This is a genomic window from Conexibacter sp. S30A1, assembly GCF_023330665.1.
Taxonomy (GTDB): Bacteria; Actinomycetota; Thermoleophilia; order Solirubrobacterales; family Solirubrobacteraceae; genus Palsa-465.
In genome coordinates, this window is record NZ_CP097127.1 from 1650099 (window position 1) to 1670445 (window position 20347).

A 20347-nucleotide genomic window follows, 5' to 3' on the forward strand; every position below is an offset into this window, starting at 1 on the left:
CGGCGGACCCGGCGGACCCGGCGGTTTCGGCGGACCCGGCGGTTTCGGCGGACCCGGCGGACCCGGCGGCTTTGGGCCACGCGGGTTCGGCGGCCATGGCCGGCGTCGGCGAGGAGATGTGCGCTTGGCGCTTTTGATGCTGCTCTCGCAGGAGAGTCCGCTCAACGGCTATCAGCTGATGCAGGGCCTCGAGCAGCGCAGCGACGGGCGCTGGCGCCCAAGCCCAGGCTCGGTCTACCCGGCCCTGGCACAACTCGAGGACGAGGGCCTGATCCGGGCCACAAGCCGAGAGGGTGAGGCGGGGCGCGCCTTCGAGCTCTCAGATGAAGGCCGGGCCCATCTGGCCGAGCAGGAAGGGCGCCGCGCCCCCTGGGAGGCGGGCGCAGAGGATGAGGGCCACCCGCGGGGGCAGCTGCGCCACGCGGTCGGCGGCCTGATCCGCGCGGTCATGCACGTGGGCCAGGACGGCACGCCCGAACAGGTCGAGGAGGCACTGAAGATCCTCGAGGATGCGCGCCGACGGCTTTACCACATCCTCGCCGGCGACCAGTGAGACGCAGCGAAGGGTGAGTCCTAAGCTCTCTGCATGAGCACGACAGACACCGCGGCCATCACCGTCGCGAACCTGCGCAAGCAGTTCGGCGAGTTCGAGGCCGTCAAGGGAGTCAGCTTCGAGGTTGGGGCTGGGGAGGTCTTCGGCTTCCTCGGCCCCAACGGCGCCGGCAAGAGCACCACGATCAACATGCTCTGCACGCTGCTGACGCCGACCTCCGGCCGGGCTCGCGTCGCCGGGCACGACGTCGTCGCAGAGCGTGACGACGTGCGGCGCAACATCGGGCTGGTCTTCCAGGACCCGACGCTCGACGGCTACCTGACCGCCGCCCAGAACCTGAAGCTGCACGCCGAGCTCTACGGTGTCCCCACCAAGCTGGTGGGGCCGCGCATGGAACAGGTGCTCAGGATGGTGGGCCTCTGGGAGCGCAAGGACGGGCAGGTGATGTCGTTCTCCGGCGGCATGCGCCGGCGCCTGGAGATCGCGCGCGGGCTGATGCACTCGCCGCGCGTGCTGTTCCTCGACGAGCCGACGATCGGGCTCGATCCGCAGACCCGCCGTTCGATCTGGACCTACATCCGCCAGCTCCAGGAGCGTGAGGAGATCACCATCTTCATGACGACCCACTACATGGACGAGGCCGAGTGGTGCGACCGGATCGCGATCATGGACCAGGGCCAGATCGTCGCGCTCGACACGCCCGAGCGCCTAAAGGCCGGCGTCGGGGCCGACCGTGTGACGCTCCAGACCGATGACAACGACGCGGCGATCGCCGCGCTGCGCGAGCGCCTCGGCGTGCAGGCGCAGATCGCGGAGGGGGCCGTCACCTTCAGGATCCAGGCGGGCGAGCAGTTCGTGCCGCGGCTGTTTGCCGAGTTTGACCCGGCCCGCAACCCGGACCTGCCGGCGATCAGCAGCGTCAGCGTCTCCCGCCCCACGCTCGACGATGTCTTCATGTCCTTCACCGGCTCGACGATCCGCGACGCCGAGGAGGATCCCTCCAAGCTCCGAAACCGGGTGATGATGCAGATGATGGGAGGCCGCCGATGACCGCCACCGCCGACCCGCCGCTCGACCCCACTGAGGTCGTCCGCGTGCACGTCCCGCACCGCAGCGCTCGTTCGGAGCTGCGCGCGATCAAGATCGTCTGGCGCCGCGAGCTGATCCGCTTCGTCAACGACCGCATGCGAATCGTGACCTCACTGGTGCAGCCGTTCCTGTTTCTGTTCGTGCTCGGCGGCGGCCTTCAGCGCCTCGCGAGCGCCGGCACCCACGGTGTCAACCTGAAGACCTTCATCTACCCGGGGATCCTCTGCATGACGGTGATGTTCACGGCCATGTTCAGCGCCGCGTCGATCGTCTGGGACCGTGAGTTCGGCTTCCTGCGCGAGATGATGGTCGCACCCGTGCGCCGCAGCTCGATCGTGATCGGCAAATGCCTGGGCGGCGCCACGGTGGCGGGCGCCCAGGGGGTCATCGTGCTCGCCATCGCCGGGCTTGTCGGCGTCCCCTACGCGCCCGGCCTGATCTTCGGCGCGCTCGGGCTGCTGCTGCTGTTGGCCTTCGCGATCACGGCATTCGGGCTCAGCGTCGCGATCCGCATCAAGCAGATGCAGTCGTTCATGGGTGTCATGCAGATGATCGTGATGCCGATGTATTTCATCTCCGGCGCGCTGTTCCCGTCAAGCGGCCTGCCCACCTGGCTGACCGTGCTCAACCGCGTGGACCCGCTCGCCTACGCGGTCGATCCGATGCGCCGGCTGGTGTTCGCTCACATCGACATCTCGGCCGCGGCGCGCAGGGCACTTGACCCCGGCATCCACTGGTGGGGCTGGCGCATGCCGGCGGTGCTCGAGATCTGCGTGGTGCTGCTGCTCGGCCTCGGCCTGCTGGCCGTCGCGATCTGGGAGTTCTCGGCGACCGAGTAGCCGAGCGGACACGCTGCTGCCGTGCCGCTGGCCAGCGGGCCAGCGGCACGAGCTCAGGCGACGGACGGGATGCCGCCTACGCCGCGGGTATTGTTCGCGCCAATGGGGTACGTCCCGGATCGGGAGGTGATCGGGCGCTATGCGCGTCTGCTGGTCGAGTTCGCCCTTGGTCAGGGCGAGGGGATCGCGGCCGGCGACGTCGTGCAGGTCAATGGCTCGGACGCCTGCAAGCCGCTGTATGTCGAGGCCTGCAGGGCCGTGTGGCGAGCGGGCGGGCACGTGATCCACTCCTACATGCCCTCCGAGGACGACCGGGACGACGTCAGGCGGGCGTTCTACGAGCTCGCCTCGGAGGAACAGCTCACATTCGTCCCCGACGTCTACGCGCGGGGCCTCGTGGACCAGGTCGACCACGACCTCGTGCTCTACGCCCCGGCCCGGCCGCGGTCGCTCGATGGGATCGACCCGGCCAGGCAGATGGCCCGGGGACAGGCGTGGCTGCCCGTGCGCCAGTGGGAGCAGGAGAAGGAGAACCGCGGCGCCTACAGCTGGACGATCGCCTCCTACGGCACGCCCGGCATGGCGGCGGAGGCTCACATGACAATCGAGGAGTACTGGCAGCAGATCATCCGCGCCTGCTTTCTGGACCATGAGGATCCGGTGGTGCGCTGGCGCGAGGTGCGCGACGCGATCCGCGTCACGCGCGACCGGCTGAACGCCCTGGGGATCAGCCGCATGCACATCGATGGCCCTGACGCCGACCTGCAGGTGACGCTCGGCGAGCGACGCCTGTGGCGCGACGGTGTGGGTGCCAACGTCCCGAGCTTCGAGGTCTTCACCTCACCGGACTGGCGCGGCACGGAGGGCTGGATCCGCTTCAGCGAGCCGCTGTATGCGTTCGGGTCACTGATCCGCGGGATCGAGCTCGAGTTCGAGGGTGGGCGTGTGGCGCGCGCCATCGCGTCAGAGAACGAGCACCTGCTGCACGAGATGCTCGCGACCGAGAACGCCGACCGGGTCGGCGAGTTCTCGCTGACCGACGCGCGCCTCTCGCCGATCGACCGCTTCATGGCCGACACGCTGTATGACGAGAACATGGGCGGGCCATACGGCAACACACACCTGGCGCTGGGCAACGCCTACCAGGACACCTACGACGGTGACCCCGCCACGCTCACACAGGGCGAGTGGCGAGCGCTCGGCTTCAACGAGTCGGCGATCCACACCGACATCGTCTCCACCACCGACCGCACCGTCACCGCCACGCTGAGCGACGGCTCGCAGCGCGTGATCTACGCCGAGGGCCAGTTCCAGCTCGACGACGTGACGCCGTAGCCAACCGCGGCGCTCGCCGCCGCTGGCCGGTAGGCTCGCGCCATGAGCTACGAACCAGATCCACAGGTGCTTGAACGCTACGGCCGTGTCCTCGTCGACTTCGCGCTCGGCAACGGCGCCGGCATCAAGCCCGGCGACACGGTGCTCGTCATGGGCGCCGAGGAGACCAAGCCGCTGTTTGCCGAAGTCTGCCGCGCGGTCTGGCGCTCCGGTGGCAACGTGATCGAGCACCTGACGCTCACCCAGGATGAGCGCATCAACCTCGAGCGCGACTTCTACGAGCTGGCCGAAGACGCGCAGCTCGACTTCTTCGCGGCCAAGCTCATGCGAGGCATGCTTGACCAGAGCGACCACCTGCTTTACATCGCCGGCGAGCAGGATCCGCGAGCGATGGCCGACGTCGACCCGCAGAAGATGATGCGCCACCAGGCCGCGCAGATGCCGATGATGGGCTGGCGCCAGGAGAAGGAGGCGGCCGGCCTGCTGCACTGGACGATCGGACTCTGGGGGACAGCTGGGATGGCGGCCGAAGCGGAGCTGTCGCTCGAGCAGTACTGGGAGCAGATCATCCGCGCCTGTTTTCTCGACGACAGCGACCCGATCGTCCGCTGGCGCGAGACCCAGGCCGAGATCACCCGCTACCGCGAGTGGCTGAACTCGCTTGCGATCGAGCGCCTGCACGTTGAGGCCGAAGGCACCGACCTCTGGCTGACGATCGGGTCAAAGCGCCGCTGGCTCGGCGGCGGCGGGCGCAACATCCCGAGCTTTGAGATCTTCACCTGCCCCGACTGGCGCGGCACGCAGGGCCACATCAGCTTTTCCGAGCCGCTCTACAGCCACGGCAAGGTCGCACGCGGCATCCGGCTGGAGTTCAAGGACGGGCTTGTCTCCTCAGCCACGGCCGAGGAGAACCCGGAGCTGATCGAGCAGATCGTCGCCGCGCCGGGCGGCAACCGGGTGGGCGAGTTCTCGCTGACCGACGCGCGGCTGTCGCGCATCGACCGCTTCATGGCGAACACGCTCTATGACGAGAACATGGGCGGCCCGTACGGGAACACGCACCTGGCGGTGGGAATGTCGTTCAACATCGCCTACGACGGTGAAGCCAGCGAGGTTGGCCAGGAAGAGTGGGAGGCCCTCGGCTTCAACCTGGCGGCCGCTGTCCACAACGACATCGTCTCCACCACTGACCGCACCGTGACCGCGGTTATGCGCGACGGCTCGCAGCGCGTGATCTACGCCGACGGGCGCTTCCAGCTGGAGTAGGTCGCGCCGTAGCGAGCCGCCGCGGCCGCGGGGCCGGACTCAGCCCCCCTGCCGCGGCAGCAGCGTCTCGCGAGCGATCACCATCCGCTGAATCTGGGCCGTGCCCTCGTAGAGCTGCAGGAGCTTGGCGTCGCGCATCAGCTTCTCGACCTTGTACTCCTTGATGAAGCCGTAGCCACCAAAGACCTGAACAGCGTCGGTGGCGACCTCCATCGCCGAGTCTGCCGCAAAGCGCTTGGCGTGTGAGGACTCGAGCGTGTTGCGCTTGCCCTGGTCCAGCAGCACCGCGGCGTTGTAGGCCGCCAGGCGGCTGAGGTAGACCTTGGTTGCCATGTCGGCGAGCATGAACTGGATCGCCTGGTGCATGGCGATCGGCACACCGAACTGGACGCGCTGCTTTGCGTACTCCTGTGCCATCTCCATGGCGGCACGGGCGACCCCTGTGGCCATCGCCGCCACGCCAGGGCGCGTGCGGTCGAGCGTCATCATCGACAGCTTGAAACCCTGGTTCTCCTCACCGATCAGGTGATCCAGCGGGATCTCCACCTCTGGGAAGGTGATCGTCGCGGTGTTCGAGGCGCGCTGGCCCATCTTGTCCTCGTGCTTGTCGACGACCACGCCGGCATCCCGCGGGACGACGAAGCAGGAGATGCCGCGGTGACCCGCCTCCTTGTCGGTCTTGGCAAAGACCGTGTACCAGTCGGCGTATTCACCGTTGGTGATGAAGCACTTGGAGCCGTTGATCACCCAGCGGTCGCCCTTGCGCGTTGCGGTGGTCTTCATCGCTGAGACGTCTGAGCCGGCGTCCGGCTCGGTCAGGCAGAAGGAGGCGAGCAGCGGCCCCTGGGAGAGCCTGCCCAGGTACTCCTTCTTCAGCGCTTCCGAAGCGGCAAGCGCGACCGGCACGATCGCCAGGCCATTGCAGGTGAGGCTCGTGGCGATGCCAGAGCAGCCCCAGCCGAGCTCCTCCTCAACGATCGCGCCATCCAGATAGCCGATTCCCGATCCGCCGTACTCCACCGGCAGGTGGGCGTTCATCAGACCGAGCTCCCAGGCCTTGTCGATGACCTTCTGCGGCCAGGTGCCATCGCGGTCGTATTCCCACGCGACCGGCCGAATCTCCTTCTCGGCAAAGTCGTGTGCCATCTCGCGCATCGCGAGCTGCTCGTCTGTGAGCGTGAAGTCGATCACTTGCGGTTTCTCCTGGGATGGCTTTGCGAGCAGCCATGGCCGGACACCGGCCGGCTGATTGACTAGTCAGTCAACACCAGGGCAGCTTAGCGCACGTCGCGCCCGCGGCGCACGTTTGTGAGCGACCGCCCGAACGGCTAGGCTGCGCGTATGGCTGATTCAGATCGCGTCGAGCTCGAGGAGCTCGTGAACCGTCCCGGAACCTACTTCAACCCGCAGACCGAGGTGCTGATAATCGTCGACGACTCTCCCGAGCTGGACCAGGAGATCTTCAATATGGAGGAGTTTGAGGGCGCCGATTGGGTCCGTATCTCCGACGACGTGCCGGTCGACGAGGATCGTCGCGACGAGCTTCTGCAGCGCTTCCAGGTGCACTACCACCCAGGCGCCGTCTCGGAGCTGGGGCCCGACGACAGTGACGACGAGCTCGAGACCGATGACCAGGAGGTAGGCCGCGATTAGCGCCGGCGGTGGCGGGGTATCGCACCGCCAGTGACGCGCTTCAGATTCAGGCTGGCCGGCGCGCTCGCTGCGTTGGCCACGCTTGCTGCTCTGGCGGGTAGCGCCCAAGCCGCGACCGTTGTGCTGGTGGCTCGCGATGGCCACACGCGGGTCGTTGAGAACCCCTACTTGAGCGGCATCGCCGCCGACCCAAACCTGCCCGTTATAGCGCCAGCCCCACCCTGGCTGAGCGCTCCCGCGGAAGGCCTGACGTTTTCGGCGGCAGCGCGTTTGCCACTCGCGACCGTGGCCCGTGCGGGCGAGCGCAGAACCGTTCGCAAGCACCGTCACGGCCCCCGGCCGGTCACCTTCGCGCAGGCGCTGTTGCGACTGCGTAACAGCGGCTCGTTGGCGCCGGCGCTCTACAGCGCAGACCTGCGCAGCTGGCGTGCCGCGCTTGTGGAGGAGCGCCATCTTCCCAGCTGGCGAGCGGCGCAGCTCGCCGACGTCACCGCGACGCTGGACGAGATGGCCACCTACCGGCAGGTCACGGTCTCACGCCTGCCGGTGCTGATGCTCACGCTCGCCAACAACGCGACCTATTGGCGGCGAGGGCAGCGGCTCGCCAACGGCACCTCGGTCCAGTTTCAGGGCTCAGAGCTCGTCTGGCAGTATTACGCCGGGTCGGGCATACAGCTGCAGGTCCTGCACACCTTCGGAGAGGGTGACGGCTTCTACGAAGCCGGACCAAGCGACTACCCGAAGCTCGTCACACTGATGAGCGAGATGATCCCGCTGGCCGTCCGCCGTGGCGGCGGGCTGGCCTGGGAGTACTACTTCAACTGGGAGGGTGGTCGCCCGCCATGGGTCAGTGCGATGGCCCAGGCAACCGGACTTGAAGCGCTGACAAACGCCTACCTGGCAACCGGCAACGAGCAGTACCTGACCGTGGCCCACAACGCGCTTGGCCTGTTCCAAACACCCCCGCCGGTCGGTGTCGCCGTCAAGACGCAACTCGGCACGCGCTACCTGCAGTACTCCTTTACGCCCAAGACCAACATCATCAACGCCTTCCTGCAAACGCTCCTGGGGCTCTATGACTACGGCCAGGTTTCGCAGGACCCGCTGGCCAACACGCTCTACGCGGACGGCAACCAGGTGGCGGAGGCAGAGCTGCCACGGTTCGTGACGGGCGGCTGGTCGCTCTACCAGCCGGGCGAGCCCGATCCCCTCAACTACCACGTGCTGGTCACGGGCTTTCTGAAGCTGCTCTGCCAGAAAACGCAGATCCCCGTGTACTGCTCGACTTACCAGCTGTTTGCAGGCGACCTGCTGCTGCGCCCGCAACTGACGCTGCTGACCACCACCGCACCGGCAGGCCGGCGCTTCGCGCTGCGCTTTGCGCTGAACAAGTACGCGGAGGTGGGCGTCGCCCTCGGCTCGCCCGGCCACTATCACATCTACACGAAGCGCTACTTCCTGGCTGGGACACGCGCGTTCCCGGCGCCGAAGCTGCGCCCTGGTAAATACAGGCTGGCGATGTCGGTGACCGACCCGGTTGGTCATTACGCGCAGCTGGCGACGACTCTGAGCGTCTGCCGCGGAGGCTGCCCGCAGACGCCCGCGCCGCTGTTGCCCAGCACCGGCGCGGTACCGACGGTGAGCGTCCCCGTGCCACCGCCGACGACAACACCCACAGTCGTCACGACCACCACCACCACCACGACGACCACCACCACCACAACGACCACGCCGACGACCACCACAACGACCACGCCAACCACGACCACCACCACAACCACGCAGCCCACCGGCGGCAACCCCCTGTAGCTTTGAGACAGTGAGCGCCCGCACGATCCTCTACACCGGTAAGGGCGGCGTCGGCAAAACCTCGGTGGCTGGCGCAACCGCGGTTCGCATCGCAGCCGGCGGCCGCCGCACGCTGATCCTCTCAACCGACCCCGCCCACAGCCTCTCTGACTCGCTCCAGACCACTCTGGGCTCGCAGCCCACCCGAGTGGCGGCCAACCTGCATGCCGCGGAGATCGATGCCCAGGACGAGCTCAGCGGGCACTGGGGCGGCGTCCAAGCCTGGCTCGGCCGTGTGTTCGCCCAGCGCGGCCTTGACCGCATATCGGCGGAGGAGCTGACGGTGCCACCGGGATTCGATGAGCTGTTCGCGCTGCTGCGCCTGCGCGAACACCACGACTCGGGCGAGTGGGACGTGATTGTGATCGACTGCGCCCCGACCGGCGAGACGCTGCGGCTGCTGTCCTTCCCGGAAGCTGCGCGCTGGTGGCTCGAGAAGATCGTGCCGCTGCAGCGCGCGATCATCGCCACAGCCGCCCCGTTCGCGCGAACTGTCCTGGACCTGCCGTTGCCCACCGATGCCGTGTTCGCCGATCTGCAGCGGCTGTCGGCCAACCTCATTGCGATGGACGCGATCCTGCGCGACAGCGACCACACCACGATCCGTCTCGTGATGGCGCCCGACCGCATGGTGATCGGCGAGGCGATGCGAACCTTCACGTACCTGAACCTCTACGGCTACCTGACCGACGCCGTGGTGGTCAACAAGGTCTTCCCCGCAGACGTGGGCGGCTACTTCGCCGGTTGGCGCGCGCATCAACAGGAGCAGCTCGCGCTGGTTCGCTCAGCGTTCTCACCCGTACCGGTGCTCGAGGTTCCCTACCTGGACCGCGAGGTGGTCGGCAGAGAGATGCTCGGCATCCTCGGCAGCGAGCTCTTTGACGGCGAGCCCTTCGGCGCCGGCCCGCTGGCCGGCGCCTCGCCCGACGCCATCCTCCACGCCGAGATCACCCAGACGGTGACGACCACCGCCGACGGAGCCACGCTCAGACTGACGATCCCCTTCGTCGAAAAGGCCGACATCGGTCTCAAGCAGGTCGGACTGGAGCTGATCGTGACGGCCGGCAAGCAGCGGCGCACGGTTATGCTGCCACCGACGCTTGCCGCCTACACGGCAGTATCGGGGACCTATGAGGACGGGGCGCTGGAGGTGTCATTCAAGCGTGAACGCTGAGCCCGACGACGAGATACCCGCCTCCGGCTGGGAGGCACCGGAAACTGACGCGAGCCAGCCGGACACCGATCCGCTGGCGAAGCTGATCCAGGAGCTGCTCAGCGTAATGCCGGAGGAGATCCGCGTGCGCTTGACCGAGGCACTGAGCGCGCTGATCGAGGCGCTCCGCGCGCTGATCGACTGGGTACTCGCGAAGCTCGAGCGCAGTGCCGAGCCTGCCCCCGCGGTCAGGGACATCCCGATCCTCTGACGAGATTTACAGCTGCCACCGCAAGATTCGCCGGAGTCTGCCGATGACAGAGGCATGAAGGATTCAGAGAGCGTCGGCGGGATGCACAACCCCGCGGGCCAGAAGGCTCCGCGTCGACTGCGCGGCTGGGCCCTGGCGGCGATCCTGCTGGCGCTGGCGGGGAGCGGCATTTCAGTGGTGGCCGCTGCCCGCACGGCCGACAACGCAGCCCAGCGCTCGCGCAGCGCCTTCCGGCTCACCGCCGAGCAGGCAAAGGCGAGCCTTGGGCTCGAGGTCCAGCGCGACGCCGACCTGCTGAGCGGAGCCGCTGCCTTCATGCAGGAGACGCCTGGCTTCCACCCAGCCGCCTTCCGGCGCTGGGTGGCCGACACGCGCGCGGTGGCCAGGTACCCGGAGCTGATCGCGCTGGCGACGACCGAGCCGACGCCCCACGCCAACGCCTGCCCGCGCACAACGCTTGCCGGCAAACCCGCGATCGTGCGCTACGAAGCCGTGGCTCAGCAGGCCATCTGTCACGGCAAAGGAGTCGTTGCGCTCTCACCACTTGACCCGAAGATCGTCGATTTCGGACTCAGCCTCGGCGGCGTTCACTTTCTGGGCGCGTCGATCGCCGTCTACCGGACCCCGACACCCCCTGGCACGGCCGCAGGCCGGCGTCGCGCCTTCATCGGCTGGGCCACGATCGCCATCGACCCGGCAACGTTGCTGCGTGAGGCACGCCGCCATCTCACCGGTGTGGGCGTGGCGCTCACAACCCGAATCGATGATCGGCTGACATTTGCAGCAGGACCCCGCGCGCACAACGCGGTCTCGACGACACGGCTCGCCAACGGCGTTACCGAGACGGTCACGGGGACTGTGCAGGGTGAGTCGATATTGGCCGACAGCAGCGCGGTGGCTTCACTGGCCGGTGGCATTGCCGTCTCGGTCCTGTTGGCGCTGACACTGTTCCTGCTTGGCACGGGCCGCGCGCGCGCCATGCGGATCGTGGCGGACAAGACCGACGAGCTGGCCTTCCAAGCGCTGCACGACGCGCTCACGGGCCTGGCTAACAGAGCCCTGGTGATGGACCGCATCAGCCACGCGCTGGCGCGTTGTGGCCGCGGCGGACCACCGGTGGCCGTGCTGTTCGTGGACCTCGACGGCTTCAAGAACGTCAACGACACCTTCGGTCACAGCGCCGGAGACGAACTGCTGCGAACCGTTGGCGAGCGGCTCGGCGGACTGCTCCGTGCCAGCGATACGGTGGGGCGGATCGGCGGCGACGAGTTCGTGATCGTGCTCGAGCCAGAGGGCAACGGCACCAGTCCCGAGCTGGTGGCCAGACGCGTGTTGACGGCGCTGGCACAGCCGATCACGCTGCCTGGCGAGTTTGAGGTGCGGCTGACCGCCAGCATCGGCATCGCGAGCGGCTGCCAGGTCGATACCGAGGAGCTGCTGCGCGATGCCGACCTGGCGCTGTACGCGGCCAAGCGTGCCGGTAAAAGCCGCTATGTGGTGTTTGAGGCTGCGATGCAGACCGCGATCGCCGACCGTCTGGGGCTCGAGCTCGATCTCGGCCGCGCGCTCGACCACAACGAGTTCCACCTCGTCTACCAGCCGACCTTCCGGCTTGACGACCTGCGGGTCAGCACCGTGGAAGCACTGCTGCGCTGGCAGCATCCGACCCGGGGACTGGTGGCTCCAGACGTCTTCATCCCGATCGCCGAGGAGAGCGGGCTGATCCTCGAGATCGGTCACTGGGTGGCGGCGCAGGCCTGTGTCCAGGCCGCCGCCTGGCGTGCGCGCGGGCTGGATGTCGCAATCGCGATAAACGTATCGAGCCGCCAGCTCGCCGAGCCCGGCTTCGTGCAGGAGGTGGCGGAGATCCTCGAGGAGGCCGGACTCGAGCCGGCGGCCCTCACCCTGGAGATCACCGAAACCTCTCTGGTGCGTGAGCCCAAGCGAGTTTCTGCCCGCCTGCACGAGCTGAGAGAGCTCGGTGTCAGGATCGCAGTCGATGACTTCGGCACCGGTTACAGCTCGCTGGCCTACCTGCGCGAGCTTCCCGTAGACGTGCTCAAGATCGACCGTTCGTTCATCAGCGGCCCAGCCAGCTCGGACGAGTCCGCGGCGCTGGTCAACACGCTGGTCGCACTCGGCCGGACGTTGCAGATCGAGACACTTGGCGAGGGCATCGAGGACGCGAGCCAGCTGCGGCGACTGCTCGACGCCAACTGCGAGTTCGGCCAGGGCTTCCTGCTCGCACGGCCGCAGCCGGCCAAGCAGATCGAGGCGCTGCTGGTTGCCTCCGCCGCCCGCCGTAACCCGGTGAAGCCGAGCGAGGACAGCATCCCGGCGAGTTGATCGGCAGCGGCGGCTCAACGCGCGCTTCTGCCTATATTTGCGGGATGGCCAACGAACCGACCAGCGCCCAGGAGATGGCCGACGGGCTGCGTGCGGTCGGCTATCTGGCTGATGGCCCCACGGCGCTCGTCTCGTTCCTGGCGACAAAGCTTGGCAAGCCAGTGCTCGTCGAAGGCCCCGCCGGCGTCGGCAAGACCGAGCTCGCCAAGGCGCTGGCCAAGTATCTCGGGCGCGAGCTGGTGCGCCTGCAGTGTTATGAGGGCCTGGATGAGGCCAAGGCGCTGTACGAGTGGAACTACCGCAAGCAGCTGTTGCGGATCCAGGCAGAGTCCGACGGCGCCGGCTGGGACTCGGTGCAGGACGATATCTTCGGCGAGCAGTTCCTGCTCGAACGACCGCTGCTGACCGCGATCGCCGCGAGCGAGCCGGTCGTGCTGCTGATCGATGAGATCGACAAGACCGACCAGGAGTTTGAGGCGATGCTGCTCGAGCTCCTCTCTGACTTCCAGATCACGATTCCGGAGCTCGGGCGCATCGAGGCGAGGACCCATCCGGTCGTGCTGCTCACCTCCAACAACAGTCGCGAGCTGACCGAGGCGCTCAAGCGCCGCTGCCTGTACCTGTGGCTCGACTACCCGGACTTCGAGCACGAGCTCGAGATCGTGAGGGTCCACTGCCCCGAGCTGCCCGAGACCATCACCCGCAAGCTCGTCGAGGTCGTGCAGATGGTGCGCGAACTCGACCTCAAGAAGCCTCCGAGCATCGCCGAATCGATCGACTGGGCCAGGGCGCTGCTGCTGCTCGGCGCCGATGACATCGACCAGGCGGTGTTCCGCGAGACGATGAGCGTGATCGTCAAGCATCGCACCGACCTGGACACGGTGGCCGAGCGTGTCGGCGTGCGACTCGAGCCCGCCCAGGCCGTCTAAGCGCTCGCCGTGACCAGCGGTCACGTGGACTTCGACGGCCAGATCGTCGCCTTCGCCGAAGACCTCCGGACGGAGGGCGTGAGCGTCGGCACCTCGGAGCTCCTGGACGCCTTCAGCGCGCTGGAACTGGTCGATTGGGGCGCCCTGGGCGACTTTCGCGAGACGCTCGCCGCGACCATCGCCAAGTCCCCTGAGGATCGACGGCTTTTCGCGCTCGTATTCGACCGCTTCTTCTTTCGCGCCACCGAGCTTGAGGCACTGCGGCTGGAGGTGGCGGAGCCTCAGACCCGTTTCGGCGACGGCGAACTCGACCTCGACGAGCTTCGGCGGCAGATCGCACGGGCGCTGCGCGACAGCACCGATGGTGACCTGCGCGACCTGGCGCGGCTGGCCATAGCCGCCTTCGGCAAGGGCCACGGCTCAGGTGTCCTGGGCGTCGACGTCCAGCGGATCCGGCGGGCGCTGGGTCTGCGCAGCGAGCGCCAGCCCGAGCTGCCCGAGGATGATCCCCGGCGTGAGGGAATCCCACGCGAGCAGCTGCGGCGTTTCGAGCAGGCGCTGCGTCGTGAGCTCGAACGGGCTCAGATCGAGCGCAACCAAGCGCTGCCCCCTAAGCGAGCGCTGACCGACCTCGACCGTTCGCTGCCAGGCGGTCCGGTGCAGGATCTTGCCGCCGTGCATCGGGTCGTGGCCCAGCTACGCCGCCGTCTCGCCTCCGGTGGGCACGAGCTGCGTGGCCACAGCCGTCACGCGCACGTGGACGTGCGTGCGACGATGCGGGCGTCGCTCCAGACCGGCGGCGTGCCCATAACCCTGAAGTACCGCCCGCGCCGTCCGCGCCGTCCAGAGCTGTTTGTGCTCTGCGACGTGTCCACCTCCGTGACGAGCGCGAGCACCTTCTTTCTGAGCATTCTGCACGCGCTGCACGACGTGTTTCGCAAGCAGCGGTCGTTTGTCTTCATCGAACGGATCTCGGAGGTGACCGACGTCTTCCAGCGCGAGCGTGACTTCCGTGCCGCCGCCGCCGCGATCAGCCGTGACGCAGGCGTCGCCGACATCTCGGGCTACACCGATTACGGGCGCGTGTGGAGCGAATTCCTGGCGGAGATCGAGGACGAGCTGCACCCGCGCGCAACCGTGATCGTGCTCGGCGACGCGCGCACCAACGGCCGCCCGCCGCGCGAGGACCTGTTTGCCGCGATCACCGCCAAGGCCGGCCGCACCTTCTGGCTGAACCCGGAGCCGAAGCTCTACTGGAACTACGGGGACAGCGTGATCTCCGCCTACGCGCAGTACTGCGAGGCGTTCGAATGCTGGCGCACCGACCAGCTCGAGGACTTTGTGCGAGCGCTGACGAGACCGCGCGTGAGTTGATTTCGCTAGAGGGTGTTTCCCACAGCTTCGCGGTGCGCCGCGGCGGTGCGCCACTCAAGGTGCTGAGCGAGGTCTCGCTGCAGGTGGCGGGCGCGGAAACCGTCGCGATGGTGGGACCGAGCGGCTGCGGCAAGACGACGCTGCTTGAGCTGATCTGTGGGCTCAAGCAGCCTGACACGGGCACGATACGCTGCGCGCCAGCGGCGCTCATGCCGCAGCGCGATCTGCTGTTGCCGTGGCTCTCGGCGCTTGACAACGCCTCGCTGGCGCTGCGCGTTCGGGGCGTCGGGCGCCAGGGTGCCCGCGCCGCCACCAGGCCCTGGTTCGAGCGATTCGGGCTCGACGGTTTCGAGCGCGCGCGACCGCACGAGCTCTCAGGCGGCATGCGCCAGCGCGTGGCCTTCCTGCGCACGCTGCTCTCGGGACGGCCGGTGCTGGCGTTGGACGAGCCCTTCGCGTCGCTCGACGCGATCACACGCGCGGAGATGCAGCGCTGGCTGGCCCACGCCCTGGAGGAGGAACGGCGAACCGTCGTGCTGGTCACCCATGACGTGGAGGAGGCGGTCCTGCTGGCGGACCGCGTGCTGGTGCTCTCACCGCGACCGGGGCGGCTGATCGCCGATGTGGAGGTGGCGCTGCCGCGGCCCCGCGCGCGCACCGACGCGGCGGTGGTCGCACTGCGCGCGAGCACGCTCGCGAGGCTCGGGGTGAACGCTTGAGGCCGCGCGGTTCATGGCTGGCTCCGATCGTCACGCTGGCGCTGGTGCTCGGCATCTGGGAGGCCTACGTCGACCTGGCTTCCATCAGCTCCCTGGTCCTCCCCGCCCCCCACGCGGTGCTGGCTGCGCTCTACACAGACCGAGCGACCCTGTGGCACGACCTCAAGCCGACCGCGGCTGAGATCCTGCTCGGCATCCTGCTGGCCGGCGCGTGTGCGCTCGCCAGCGCGGTACTGCTGCATTTCTCCGGCCTCGCGCGCCGCGCACTGTATCCGCCGCTCGTGGCCACGCAGGCGATCCCGATCCCGATCCTCGCACCGCTGCTCGTGACCTGGCTGGGCTTTGGGCTGCTGCCGAAGTTGATCGTGATCGGACTGGTGTGCTTCTTCCCGATCGTGGTCACGACCATGTCGGGGCTCGCGGCGGTGGACCCGGACCTGGTGAAGCTGATGCGGACCCTTGGCGCCGGACGGGCGCAGACCTTCTGGCGAGTGGAGTTTCCGAGCGCATTGCCCGGCGTCTTCGCCGGCGCGAAGCTCGCGGCGGTGCTGGCTGTGATCGCGGTCGTCCTCGCCGAGCAGGCGGGATCCAGCTCCGGGCTTGGGTATCTCTTGACGGTGACGGTGGCCAACCTCGAGATGGCCGAGGCGTTTGCCACAGTGTTGGTTCTGGTCGCCTTCGCCATCATGCTGTTCACGCTGCTTGGCATCGCGGAGCGGCGAGCGATGCCATGGATCCACGAACGCGGCAATACTCAAGCCAGATGAACGCGCACTCCACCCGCAAGCGCCTGCTGACCAGGATCGGCCTCGCCGTGCTCGTGGCTGTCGGCGTCGCCGGCTGTGGCGAGATCAAGAACACCTTCACGCCGGCACCCCACTCGGCCAACCAGCTGACCGTCGCGCTGGCCGGCCGGCCCAATGCCCTCTACACAGGGCTCTACGAGGCAATGGCGCTGGGCTACTTCAAGCAGACCGACATCGACGTGCACATCGTCGTGCCCACGCCCAAGCAGGATCCGCTGACGATGCTGCACAACGGCCAGGTGCTGCTGGCCTTCGCCTCCGAGGTCAACGTCTTCCTGCACCGCAACCGCAACCAGCCGGTCGCCGGGATTGCAGCGATCGTGCACGTCCCGCTGAGCCAGATCAGGGTCAGGACACCGGCCGCCAGATCCTCGGGTGGCGTGGCACCGAACACCACCGGCACAACGACAGCCGCCTCGACCAGTACCAGCGCAACCACCAAGCGAGCCAGGCGGGGCGGCGCACGCGGCAAGGCGACGATCACGACACTGAGCGAACCGGACGCGCGTTTCTGGCCGGCGAAGCTGCGACGGCTGCTGGCGGTGCCCGGCTATCCAACCTACGACGGGCTGGTCCTGGTCGCGCGCGGGGAGACGATCAGCGGCTACCCCGGCCTGGTCAGTCGCTTCGCGCAGGCACTGGCGCGCGGCTACCGCGCAGTCCAGGCTGACCCGGCGCAGGCGATCACGACGCTCATCAATGCGGTCCCCTCACTGGCGGTGCGGGCACCGTTCGAACGCGCCATGCTGAGCGCGACGCTGCCGGAGATGTTCCCCACCGGCCTTCCTGTCTGGGGCTACCAACGCGAGGCTGAATGGAACACGTTTGGCGACTGGCTGAACCGCAACGGCTTCCTGACCGACCCCAACGCCCTGCTCGAGCTGGGCCAAGCCTCGACCAACCAGGACCTGGCGGGCCTCGGGATCTAGCTCACGTGCCGCCGGGCGTACGCCGGCCCAGCGGCTACCCAAACCCAGGCCAGCCGCCGGCGTGCAGGACGTAGCTGGCCGCAAGTCCCTGCCAGCGCCCAAAGCGTTCAAACAGCGCGCGCACCTGTCCCTCCTCCGCACGTGCACTGGGGTCGCCGTCCGAGAGCCAGCGCCCGGCGAACTTCAGCAGGCCGAGGTCACCGGCGGGGATGCGGTCGAGCCTGCCCTGTCCTGTGAGCGCCAGCACCTCGAGCGTCCACGCACCAACACCGGCAATTGCCCGCAGCCGCCGCCAGCCGCACTCCTGCTCTGCTTCATCGGCGCTCGCCAAATCGACGCGGCCAGCAGAGACCTCGCGGGCGATCCTGATCAACGTCAGTGCACGAGCCGGCGCGAGGTCAAGTGATGCCAGTCTCGCCGGCGCCTGGCCGGCGAGCACCGCTGCGCTCGGCGAGTCGCGCAGGCCGCTCTCGCGGTCACGGCGCCCGAGCGCTGCGACCAGCCGCCGCTGAATTGCCGCGGCCCGCTCATACTCGATCAGCTGCTCGGTCACGGCCCAGGCAAGCGCCTCGAACGGGTCCGGGCGACCGGGCGGGCGCAGTGCCGGGTTGGCGCGCATGGCAGCACCGATCATCGGGTCGCGCGCAAAGCGCCGATGAAACTCGCGCAGGTCCAGGTCCACGCCGAGTGCGCGCCGCATCCGCAGGATCGCTCGCGCCGCCGGCTCGCGGCCGGCGGCGCGAGCGCCAATCAGCACGTGACCACTGGACAGCTGCGCCACCCTGAGATGAACCGGCACCTGCGCGTCGTCCAGCCGCTCGTGCACAAGCCGCTGCAGAACACCGCCACGGACCTGAGTCAAGCCGTCCATGCCGCTGCGTCGCGTCAGCCTGAACGGCCACGGAGGCCGCACCTCGACGCGCACGTCACAGAGCGTCGCGCTCACACCACGCGGCGAACAGAGACGACAAACATCCGAGTCTCGCCGGGCAGCTGGCGTCCGGACCCGGGCCCGAGCAGCGGGCGCTCGGGCCGCGGCTGGCCGTAACGGCGCAGCAACGCGACCGTCACTGCTCCCGCCACAAAGCCGCCGGCGACGAGCGCCGCCGTCTGTACCGCGATCGCGGCGTCGTGCAGCGGCAGACGCTCCCTGCTGGCGTGCTCAAGGTCCCCGGACCGTTGGTCCTCAAGCCAAGCCCCGGACTCCGGAACGAGCTCCCCCTCACACACCTCGGACTCTTCAATCGGCGCCTGTGACATCGCTTGCAGCGGATGGTGACAGCATCGCCGGCGCTGTCAACGTTACGCTCTGCGCGATGACTGCGATCGATGTCTTTGCCAAGGCCCGCGAGTTTGAGCGCATCGAGCAGCTCAACGCGGCACGCCAGATCGGTGCGCTTCCGTACTTCCACGTGTTGGACGGGCCCACGCTGCCGGTCGTTGAGATGGAGGGCCAGCGACGGATCATGCTCGGCTCCAACAACTACCTGGGACTGACCGGCGATGAGCGGGTCAAGCAGGGTGCGCGTGACGCACTCGATCGCTACGGCACCGGCCTCACCGGCTCACGGCTCCTGAACGGAACCACCGAACTTCACGTCGAGCTCGAGCGGGAGCTGGCTGAATGGTTTGGTACCGAACAGGCGCTGGTCTTCACCACCGGCGCGCAGGCCAACCTGGGGGCGCTGGGGACGATCCTGGACACCCACGACACGGTGATCGCCGATTCCGGCGACCACGCTTCGATCCTCGACGGCTGTCTGTTGTCGCAGGCAAAGCTGCGTCCGTTTCGCCACAACCGTCTCGACCTGCTCGAGAAGCGCCTGCAGGCCGCGGAACAGGATGGTGGCGGCATCCTCGTGGTGGTCGACGGGGTCTACTCGATGGAGGGGGACCTGGCGCCTCTGCCCGAAATCGTGGCCCTGGTCAAGGCCCACGGTGCGCGGCTGATGGTCGATGAGGCGCATGGCTTCGGCGTGCTTGGCGCGCGCGGCGCCGGCGCCTGCGAGCTGTTCGGCGTGGAGGCCGATGTCGACCTGCGCATGGCCACGTTCTCAAAATCGCTCGCCTCCTGCGGCGGCGTGATCGCCGGATCGGCCGAGGTGATCGACTACCTGCGGATCGCCGCGCGCCAGTTCCTGTTCACCGCATCGGCGGTGCCGGCGGCTGTCGGCGCGACGCTCGCCGCCGTCAGGATCTGCCGCTCCGAGGAGGGTCGCGAGCTCTTTGCGAAGGTGCTCGCCAACGCCGCCTACCTGCGCCGAGGACTCGCAGAGCTTGGCTTCTGGGTGCTCGAACCGGAGCCCCGCCCCGACGGCCCCGAGCTGATCACCCCGATCGTCCCAGTGGTTGTCGGAGATGACTGGAAGGCCGTCCTTCTCTGGAAGGCGCTTTACGAGGCCGGGGTTTTCGTCAACGTGGCAATCCATCCTGCCGTGCCGCCCGCCGGGGCGCTGCTGCGCACAAGCGTGATGGCGACCCACGACCAAGCCGTGCTGGATGAGGCGATCGCAATCTTCGCTGCCGCCAAGCGCGACTTTGAGGCCGAGCACGGCCCGCTGTCTGACGGCCGCGAATAGGAATTTCACGCTCTAAGCACACGGATCGCGATTTGTGACCTTGCTGTTACCAGCTTGCTCGCGCTAGCTTGACGTCTGGTTGTAGAGGGGTCACTTGCCGGGACCCACGAGCTCGAGGCCGAGGCGTGGCAGCGAGCGTGCGTCGCGTCGTCTGAAAACTTTGAATTCACGCACCCGATCCGGGTGCGGCGTGAGCGTGCCCTGTGCGGGCCGGAAGGAGCAGATCAGCATGGAGATGAGGGTTCAGCGATGACCGACACGCTTGAAATGCGCACCGACCCGCAGCGCCTCCGCGCCCTGGAGCACGCCAACACCATCCGCCTGGCGCGGGCTGAGCTCAAGCGCCGCATCGCGGCCGGCGGCGTGTCAGCTGCCGATGTGATCCTCGACTGCCCTGAGGCGGCGGCTCGCTGGACGGTCGCCGAGCTCCTGCTCTCGCAGCCGCGCTGGGGCAATACGCGCGCACGCAAGTTCCTCGAGCGCAACGGCGTGTCCGAGATCAAGCCGATCGGCTCACTGACCGAGCGTCAGCGGCGTCTGCTCGCCGAGCAGCTCAGCAAGCGGCCGCCCGCTACGCCCACGCCCGAGCCTGCACAGAGCGAGGGGCAGCCTCTCCCAAGTCCGGCGCATGCCGCCCGGAGCCTCGTCTGCGCGTAGC

20 protein-coding genes are annotated in these 20347 nt (G+C 68.0%); 17 read left to right on the forward strand and 3 right to left on the reverse strand.

Features of this window, described 5'->3' with window-relative positions; all coding sequences use genetic code 11:
- The first annotated feature begins 124 nt into the window (after nt 1-124).
- From M3M54_RS08200 to M3M54_RS08220, 5 genes are all read left to right on the forward strand, one after another.
- On the forward strand, nt 125-553 hold the full coding sequence (locus M3M54_RS08200; protein WP_249021670.1) for a PadR family transcriptional regulator: 429 nt from the start codon (nt 125-127) through the stop codon (nt 551-553).
- A gap of 33 nt (nt 554-586) precedes the next feature.
- Nucleotides 587-1603, forward strand: a complete 1017-nt coding sequence (locus M3M54_RS08205) for an ATP-binding cassette domain-containing protein (RefSeq protein ID WP_249021671.1) — start codon at nt 587-589, stop codon at nt 1601-1603.
- Entirely contained in the window at nt 1600-2481 is an 882-nt protein-coding gene (locus M3M54_RS08210) for an ABC transporter permease (protein ID WP_249021672.1), read from the forward strand. The genes M3M54_RS08205 and M3M54_RS08210 overlap by 4 nt, the downstream gene beginning before the upstream one ends.
- Nucleotides 2482-2583: 102 nt before the next feature.
- Nucleotides 2584-3816, forward strand: a complete 1233-nt coding sequence (locus M3M54_RS08215; RefSeq protein ID WP_249021673.1) for an aminopeptidase — start codon at nt 2584-2586, stop codon at nt 3814-3816.
- 42 nt (nt 3817-3858) lie between these two features.
- A complete protein-coding gene (locus M3M54_RS08220; protein ID WP_249021674.1) occupies nt 3859-5082 on the forward strand; it encodes an aminopeptidase in 1224 nt (407 codons plus the stop codon).
- Between the two features lie 39 nt (nt 5083-5121).
- Here the strand turns inward: M3M54_RS08220 and M3M54_RS08225 are convergent, their stop codons facing one another.
- Nucleotides 5122-6270, reverse strand: coding sequence for an acyl-CoA dehydrogenase family protein (locus M3M54_RS08225; RefSeq protein WP_371878655.1), 1149 nt, complete (start codon nt 6268-6270; stop codon nt 5122-5124).
- Nucleotides 6271-6423: 153 nt separating this feature from the next.
- On the opposite strand from M3M54_RS08225, the gene M3M54_RS08230 reads away from it, so the two are divergent.
- The 10 genes from M3M54_RS08230 to M3M54_RS08275 are packed head-to-tail and all read left to right on the forward strand — an operon-like array spanning nt 6424 to nt 17110.
- Nucleotides 6424-6735, forward strand: a complete 312-nt coding sequence (locus M3M54_RS08230; RefSeq protein ID WP_249021676.1) for a hypothetical protein — start codon at nt 6424-6426, stop codon at nt 6733-6735.
- A gap of 30 nt (nt 6736-6765) precedes the next feature.
- Complete coding sequence (locus M3M54_RS08235; RefSeq protein ID WP_249021677.1) at nt 6766-8544, forward strand: D-glucuronyl C5-epimerase family protein; 1779 nt, start codon at nt 6766-6768, stop codon at nt 8542-8544.
- 10 nt (nt 8545-8554) lie between these two features.
- A complete protein-coding gene (locus tag M3M54_RS08240; protein ID WP_249021678.1) occupies nt 8555-9757 on the forward strand; it encodes an ArsA family ATPase in 1203 nt (400 codons plus the stop codon).
- Nucleotides 9747-10007, forward strand: coding sequence for a hypothetical protein (locus tag M3M54_RS08245; RefSeq protein WP_249021679.1), 261 nt, complete (start codon nt 9747-9749; stop codon nt 10005-10007). The genes M3M54_RS08240 and M3M54_RS08245 overlap by 11 nt, the downstream gene beginning before the upstream one ends.
- A gap of 54 nt (nt 10008-10061) precedes the next feature.
- Nucleotides 10062-12353, forward strand: a complete 2292-nt coding sequence (locus tag M3M54_RS08250) for a bifunctional diguanylate cyclase/phosphodiesterase (protein WP_249021680.1) — start codon at nt 10062-10064, stop codon at nt 12351-12353.
- 44 nt (nt 12354-12397) lie between these two features.
- Nucleotides 12398-13282 carry a MoxR family ATPase gene (locus M3M54_RS08255; RefSeq protein WP_249021681.1) on the forward strand — a complete coding sequence of 295 codons (885 nt, stop codon included), beginning with the start codon at nt 12398-12400 and terminating at the stop codon, nt 13280-13282.
- A gap of 9 nt (nt 13283-13291) precedes the next feature.
- Nucleotides 13292-14656 carry a VWA domain-containing protein gene (locus tag M3M54_RS08260; protein ID WP_249021682.1) on the forward strand — a complete coding sequence of 455 codons (1365 nt, stop codon included), beginning with the start codon at nt 13292-13294 and terminating at the stop codon, nt 14654-14656.
- Nucleotides 14653-15375 (forward strand): ABC transporter ATP-binding protein, encoded by a 723-nt coding sequence (locus tag M3M54_RS08265; protein WP_249021683.1) that lies wholly within the window; start codon nt 14653-14655, stop codon nt 15373-15375. The genes M3M54_RS08260 and M3M54_RS08265 overlap by 4 nt, the downstream gene beginning before the upstream one ends.
- Nucleotides 15372-16142 carry an ABC transporter permease gene (locus M3M54_RS08270; protein WP_249021684.1) on the forward strand — a complete coding sequence of 257 codons (771 nt, stop codon included), beginning with the start codon at nt 15372-15374 and terminating at the stop codon, nt 16140-16142. Before M3M54_RS08265 ends, M3M54_RS08270 begins: the two co-directional genes overlap by 4 nt.
- Entirely contained in the window at nt 16139-17110 is a 972-nt protein-coding gene (locus M3M54_RS08275) for an ABC transporter substrate-binding protein (RefSeq protein WP_249021685.1), read from the forward strand. The genes M3M54_RS08270 and M3M54_RS08275 overlap by 4 nt, the downstream gene beginning before the upstream one ends.
- Before the next feature lie 34 nt (nt 17111-17144).
- Here M3M54_RS08275 and M3M54_RS08280 read toward each other — a convergent pair whose 3' ends face one another.
- Together M3M54_RS08280 and M3M54_RS08285 are read right to left on the reverse strand one after the other, a co-directional pair.
- Nucleotides 17145-18056 carry a DNA-3-methyladenine glycosylase gene (locus M3M54_RS08280; RefSeq protein WP_249021686.1) on the reverse strand — a complete coding sequence of 304 codons (912 nt, stop codon included), beginning with the start codon at nt 18054-18056 and terminating at the stop codon, nt 17145-17147.
- A complete protein-coding gene (locus M3M54_RS08285) occupies nt 18053-18370 on the reverse strand; it encodes a hypothetical protein (protein ID WP_249021687.1) in 318 nt (105 codons plus the stop codon). The genes M3M54_RS08280 and M3M54_RS08285 overlap by 4 nt, the downstream gene beginning before the upstream one ends.
- A gap of 56 nt (nt 18371-18426) precedes the next feature.
- Between M3M54_RS08285 and M3M54_RS08290 the strand changes: the two genes are divergently transcribed.
- Both M3M54_RS08290 and M3M54_RS08295 read left to right on the forward strand, forming a co-directional pair.
- On the forward strand, nt 18427-19689 hold the full coding sequence (locus tag M3M54_RS08290; RefSeq protein ID WP_249021688.1) for an aminotransferase class I/II-fold pyridoxal phosphate-dependent enzyme: 1263 nt from the start codon (nt 18427-18429) through the stop codon (nt 19687-19689).
- A 249-nt stretch (nt 19690-19938) separates the two neighbouring features.
- Nucleotides 19939-20346 (forward strand): hypothetical protein, encoded by a 408-nt coding sequence (locus M3M54_RS08295; RefSeq protein WP_249021689.1) that lies wholly within the window; start codon nt 19939-19941, stop codon nt 20344-20346.
- The last annotated feature ends 1 nt before the right edge of the window (nt 20347 follow it).

Excerpts from the sequence above, each read along its gene's own strand:
- M3M54_RS08205 (WP_249021671.1), top strand. The coding sequence starts at position 587 with ATGAGCACGACAGACACCGCGGCCATCACCGTCGCGAACCTGCGCAAG.
- M3M54_RS08210 (WP_249021672.1), top strand. The coding sequence starts at position 1,600 with ATGACCGCCACCGCCGACCCGCCGCTCGACCCCACTGAGGTCGTCCGC.
- M3M54_RS08215 (WP_249021673.1), top strand. The coding sequence starts at position 2,584 with ATGGGGTACGTCCCGGATCGGGAGGTGATCGGGCGCTATGCGCGTCTG.
- M3M54_RS08220 (WP_249021674.1), top strand. The coding sequence starts at position 3,859 with ATGAGCTACGAACCAGATCCACAGGTGCTTGAACGCTACGGCCGTGTC.
- M3M54_RS08230 (WP_249021676.1), top strand. The coding sequence starts at position 6,424 with ATGGCTGATTCAGATCGCGTCGAGCTCGAGGAGCTCGTGAACCGTCCC.
- M3M54_RS08250 (WP_249021680.1), top strand. The coding sequence starts at position 10,062 with ATGAAGGATTCAGAGAGCGTCGGCGGGATGCACAACCCCGCGGGCCAG.
- M3M54_RS08255 (WP_249021681.1), top strand. The coding sequence starts at position 12,398 with ATGGCCAACGAACCGACCAGCGCCCAGGAGATGGCCGACGGGCTGCGT.
- M3M54_RS08275 (WP_249021685.1), top strand. The coding sequence starts at position 16,139 with ATGAACGCGCACTCCACCCGCAAGCGCCTGCTGACCAGGATCGGCCTC.
- M3M54_RS08285 (WP_249021687.1), bottom strand. The coding sequence starts at position 18,370 with ATGTCACAGGCGCCGATTGAAGAGTCCGAGGTGTGTGAGGGGGAGCTC.
- M3M54_RS08290 (WP_249021688.1), top strand. The coding sequence starts at position 18,427 with ATGACTGCGATCGATGTCTTTGCCAAGGCCCGCGAGTTTGAGCGCATC.
- M3M54_RS08295 (WP_249021689.1), top strand. The coding sequence starts at position 19,939 with ATGACCGACACGCTTGAAATGCGCACCGACCCGCAGCGCCTCCGCGCC.